This is a genomic window from Protofrankia sp. CiP1_Cm_nod4 (genome assembly GCF_982290645.1).
Genome location: NZ_CEVIVC010000014.1, coordinates 45,491 through 49,803, shown reverse-complemented (window position 1 = coordinate 49,803; position 4,313 = coordinate 45,491). Strand labels below are relative to the sequence as shown.

The window sequence follows — 4,313 nt, the reverse complement described above, 5'->3', positions numbered from 1 at the left end:
CCGGGGCCGGCCGCGGCGGGCTCGCGGTGGGTCTGTGTCTCGGTCATGTGATCGCTCCCCTTGGATGCGGTGGGCGCGCTGGGTCAGCTGGGCGAGGACCTAGATCCCCTGGGCGGAGCGGAAGACGCGGTCGGGGTCGTAGCGGCGTTTGACCTCGCTCAGCCGCGCCAGGTTCGGGCCGTAGTAGGCCGACCGCCAGTCAGGAAGATCAGGGTCGGGAAAGTTGACGTAGGCCGCGTCGGAGGCGAACGCGCCCATCTCCCGGTGCAGGCCGGTCAGCCACTCCAGGTTGTCCCGCCGCACCGCGGCGGGATCGCCGGTGCTCCACGAGGCGTCCATGCTGATCAGGAACAGCGCGTCCCGGTGCGGGAACGCGCTGCCGGCCACCGGCACCCGGCTGATCGCGCCGCCCCAGGTGAACAGGGCGGCCCCGGCGCCGTCCGGGTTGCCGCTCCCCGGCCACTTCTCCAGGGCCGCCAGCAGGGCCGCCACGCCCTCCTCGGGCAGCGGCTCCGGCACGCACCGGGTGCGTACCGCGAACGCGCCGCCCGAGGTGGTGTGGTGCAGGTAGTCCGCGGCCTCCCAGTAGGTCCGGTCGGCGACGTCCGCCCGGTACGGCGTGGCGGCGGCCAGCGCGGGTGTGAGCAGCTCCCGCAGCTCCACGGCCGGGCCGAGGTGCTGCCCGATCATCGAGACCACGCCGTCCTGGCCTGGCGCGCGGCTCACGCCGATCCGGGCGGCGAACTCCTCCGGCGCGCGCCGCATGATCTCCTGCGCGGTGCTCAGCACCTCGGGCGCATGCTCCCAGGACCACAGCAGCAGGCAGGTGGAGCTGACGGGCGGCACCGACCGGGCCTGGAAGGTGAAGGAGGTGTTCACCCCGAAGTTCCCACCGCCGCCCCCGCGGCAGGCCCAGAACAGGTCGGCGTTCTCGGCCTCGCTACAGGCCAGCGTCGTGCCGTCGGCGAGGACGACGTCGGTGCGCACCAGCGCGTCACAGGTCAGGCCGAACGCGCGTGACACCGCCGCGACACCGCCGCCGAGCACCAGCCCGCCGATCCCGACGTCGTCGGAGTTGCCCAGCGGGAACGCCAGGCCGTGCAGGCGCAGCGCGGCGTAGATCGCCTTCATCCGGGCGCCGCCGCCGACGGTGACCAGCCCGCTCGACGGGTCGACCCGCACCTCGTCCAGCGCGCGCAGGTCGAGCACCAGCCCGGTGCCGACCGAGCTGCCCGTGTAGCTGTGCCCGCCGCCCCGGACGGTGAACGGCGTGCCGTGCTCGCGGGCCCAGCCGATCGCCCGGCCGACGTCGGCGGCGTTCGCCACCGTCAGCGCCGCGGCGGGCCGGACGTGCTGGTAGCGCTCGTTGAACGGCCGGCTCGCCGCGGTGAAGCCGGCGTCGCCCGGCAGCCGCAGGCGGCCGTCGACCAGGCCGCGCAGGCCCGGCCAGCCAGCCGCCCCGGCAGCGCCGGCCGGCCCAGCGGCCCCAGCCGCCCCGGCGGTACCGATCGGTCTGGTGGCCCCGGCCGGCCCGGACACTCCGGCCGGCCCGGTCATCTCAGCCCACCTCCTCGAGGTAGGAGACCCCGGTCTCGGCGTGCGCGCCGTAGCGCTCCCACTCCTCGCGCAGCACCAGCCGTCCGCCGTCACCCGGCTGCGGGGTGTTCACGGTGTGCCCGGAGATCACCCGGCCGTCGACGAGCGCCATGGTGTAGGCCAGCCGCAGGGTGCCCTCCGGCCCGCAGGTACCGATGATCGCCCCGCGGCGGACCTGCCCGCCGGCGAAGTCCGCCCACACCAGATCGCCGTCCTGGTGGTAGCGGGCGACCGTGCCGTCACCGCCGCCGGCCCTGCGGAACAGCCGCCCGTCATAGTTGATCGTCATTCGTCCACGTCCAGCAGGCCGGCGGGCATCTCCAGAGCCGTGCCGGGCGGGGGCGGCGCGACCGGGTCGGCGTCCAGCGTGACCAGCGCGCTCGCCGCGTCCAGCCGCTCGAGGCAGGTCGGTGTGTCGTCGGCCTGGCACACCACGAAGGAGTGGCGGGCGATGTAGCCGCCCGGCGGCAGCCGCAGCGTGGTCCCGGGCTCGACCATCGGGGACGCGGTGACCAGCCCGGGCGCCGCCCGCGGCACCCGGACCGAGCGCACCCGGCAGTCCCGCTCCGGGTAGCCGAACCGGATGCCGGCGACGCCGCGCCGGACCGGCGCGATGTCCGGCCGCTGCCCGACGGCGACGTCGACGAGCACCTCCCCCGGGTCGACACCGGTGGCGATCAGGCCGAGGAACGGGATCAGGTCACCGCCGAGCCTGCCGTTGATCTCGATGATCAGCGGCCCTCGCTCGGTGAGCCGCACCTCGGCGTGGGTGATGCCGTTCTCGATCCCGAGCACCCGGTGCGCCCGCGCCAGGGTGTCGATCAGCACGGGGTCGCGCAGGAGCGGGTCGGCCGCGTCGACGACATGGCCGGTCTCCTCGAAGTAGGGATGCGCTCCGGTCCGCTTGCGCGCCACGAACATCGGCAGGTACTCGCCCTTGTGCACGGCGGCGTCGACGCTGATCTCGGGGCCCACGGCGTAGCCCTCGACGAGGGCACCCCCCTGGTACGACTCGTCGCCGATCAGGCTGGCCTGCGAGGCGACGTGGAAGGCCGCGTCCAGCTCGGCATCGTCGGCGGCGAGGACGACGCCCATGCTGGCGCCGAGCGCGCGGGGCTTCACCACGACCGGGTAGCCGATCCGCTCCGCCGCCGCCCGGGCCTGCTCGACGGTGGCCGTCATCTCGAACCCCGGCTGCGGCAGGCCGGCGGCGGTCAGCCGGGAGCGGGTGTCGTACTTGTCGCGGCACCCGTGCACACCGGGGATGCTCAGGCCCGGCACGCCGAACTCGGCGGCGAGCCCGGCGGCGGACATCACCAGCGGCTCGTCCCAGCACAGCACGCCGAGGACCGTGCGCCTGGCCGCCACCTCGCGGGCCGTGCTGGCCAGCAGGTCGTGGTCGAAGACGTTGACCACGGTGATCTCGTCGAAGTAGCCGCGCTGCCAGGTGGGCCGGAGGTTGTTGATCAGTACCAGTCCGAGGCCCGCTTCCCGCGCCCGCGCGGCGGCCGATCGGACCAGGTACTCGCGGTAGAGCCGCAGCCCACTGCCGATCACCAGCAGCACGTTCCCGGAGCTGTTCATGCGTGTTCCTTCCGCGTCGACGATGAGCCCACGACGTTCTCGGCCGTGTTCCCGGCGGTCCCGGTGTCGGCCCCGGCGTTCTCGGTGATCTCGGCGTTCTCGGTGACCTGTGCGGCTATCCGCGCGGCGACCAGGGGCGCGGTGCGGAACCCGTCGCCGCCGGCGGCCGCGCACGCCCACACCGCCGGGCCGGGACGGACGAGACGGGCGCCGCCGGTGCCCGCGTCGACCAGGTAGTGGCACTGCCTGACCCGCCGCACGGTGTAGCGCTCCGGGCCGGTCAGGATCGACGCCACCAGCTGGTCGACGCCGACCGGCCAGGAGCCGGCGCCATCCGGCCAGGCGCCGGCGCCGTCGGAGCCGTCTGCGGCCCTGCCCGTGGGGCCGGCAGTGGCCCCGCCCGCGGCCCCGCCCGTGGGGCTGGCAGGGGGCCCGTCCGTGGGGCCGGCCACCGCGTCGGCCTCCCGGCACACCGCGCTGGAACTGACCTTCAGCAGCGTCCCTTCGCCCGGTGGCAGCAGCCAGGACCGCCCGTCGGCGCCGACCCGCCCCGCGCTGGGCGCGCGCTCCCACCAGCGCACCAGCTCCGCGGGCGGCGTGAGGTACACCATGGCCTGGCGGTAGAGCACCATCGGCAGGTCGACCAGCTCGCGCGACCACGGCCCCGCTGCGACGAAGACCAGGTCCGCGCCCAGCCGCTCGCCGCCGGCCAGCACGACCCGTCCCATCTCGGCGTCGACCGAGACGACCTCCCGCCCCGGCAGCACCGTCACCGCGGGGTGCGCGTCCAGCCACCGGGCCACGGCTGTCAGGACCCGGCAGGCCAGCAGCACACCGGCGTCGTGCTCGAGCACCCCCACCGCGCCGGCGGGGAACCTCAGGTGCGGCAGCTTCGCCGGCTCGACGAGCTCGACGGGCAGGCCGGCGCCGGCACCGGCCGCGGCCACCGCCTCGGCCTCGTCGGCGGGCCAGGCGGTCACCACGCCGACGCGGCGGTAGAGCCTGGCGCCCAGCAGCCGCTCCAGCGCCAGCCACTCGTGATGGGCGGCCGCGACCCGCCGGGTGGCGGCCCGGTCGGCGGGGTCGAGCGCCCGCATCGCCCGGTGCTGGTCGAACGAGCTGGACACCGGGTT

Annotated in this window: 4 protein-coding genes; all 4 read right to left on the bottom strand. The window is 75.5% G+C overall.

The window, feature by feature from the left end; all coding sequences use genetic code 11:
- Window positions 1-99 precede the first annotated feature (99 nt).
- Window positions 100-1,557: an FAD-binding oxidoreductase gene (locus AC5LSR_RS05050; protein ID WP_493468201.1), complete on the bottom strand. Its 1,458-nt coding sequence runs from the start codon at window positions 1,555-1,557 to the stop codon at window positions 100-102.
- 1 nt (window position 1,558) lies between these two features.
- Window positions 1,559-1,885 carry an avidin-fold protein gene (locus AC5LSR_RS05045; protein ID WP_493464535.1) on the bottom strand — a complete coding sequence of 109 codons (327 nt, stop codon included), beginning with the start codon at window positions 1,883-1,885 and terminating at the stop codon, window positions 1,559-1,561.
- Window positions 1,882-3,180: an ATP-grasp domain-containing protein gene (locus AC5LSR_RS05040; RefSeq protein WP_493468200.1), complete on the bottom strand. Its 1,299-nt coding sequence runs from the start codon at window positions 3,178-3,180 to the stop codon at window positions 1,882-1,884. Before AC5LSR_RS05040 ends, AC5LSR_RS05045 begins: the two co-directional genes overlap by 4 nt.
- The coding region (locus AC5LSR_RS05035; protein WP_250285150.1) for an N-methyl-L-tryptophan oxidase family protein at window positions 3,177-4,313 on the bottom strand (1,137 nt) is incomplete at its 5' end. The genes AC5LSR_RS05040 and AC5LSR_RS05035, both read right to left, overlap by 4 nt.

Bases quoted from the DNA above. Each gene is read 5' to 3' on its own strand.
- AC5LSR_RS05050 (WP_493468201.1), bottom strand. From the start codon at position 1,557: ATGACCGGGCCGGCCGGAGTGTCCGGGCCGGCCGGGGCCACCAGACCG.
- AC5LSR_RS05045 (WP_493464535.1), bottom strand. From the start codon at position 1,885: ATGACGATCAACTATGACGGGCGGCTGTTCCGCAGGGCCGGCGGCGGT.
- AC5LSR_RS05040 (WP_493468200.1), bottom strand. From the start codon at position 3,180: ATGAACAGCTCCGGGAACGTGCTGCTGGTGATCGGCAGTGGGCTGCGG.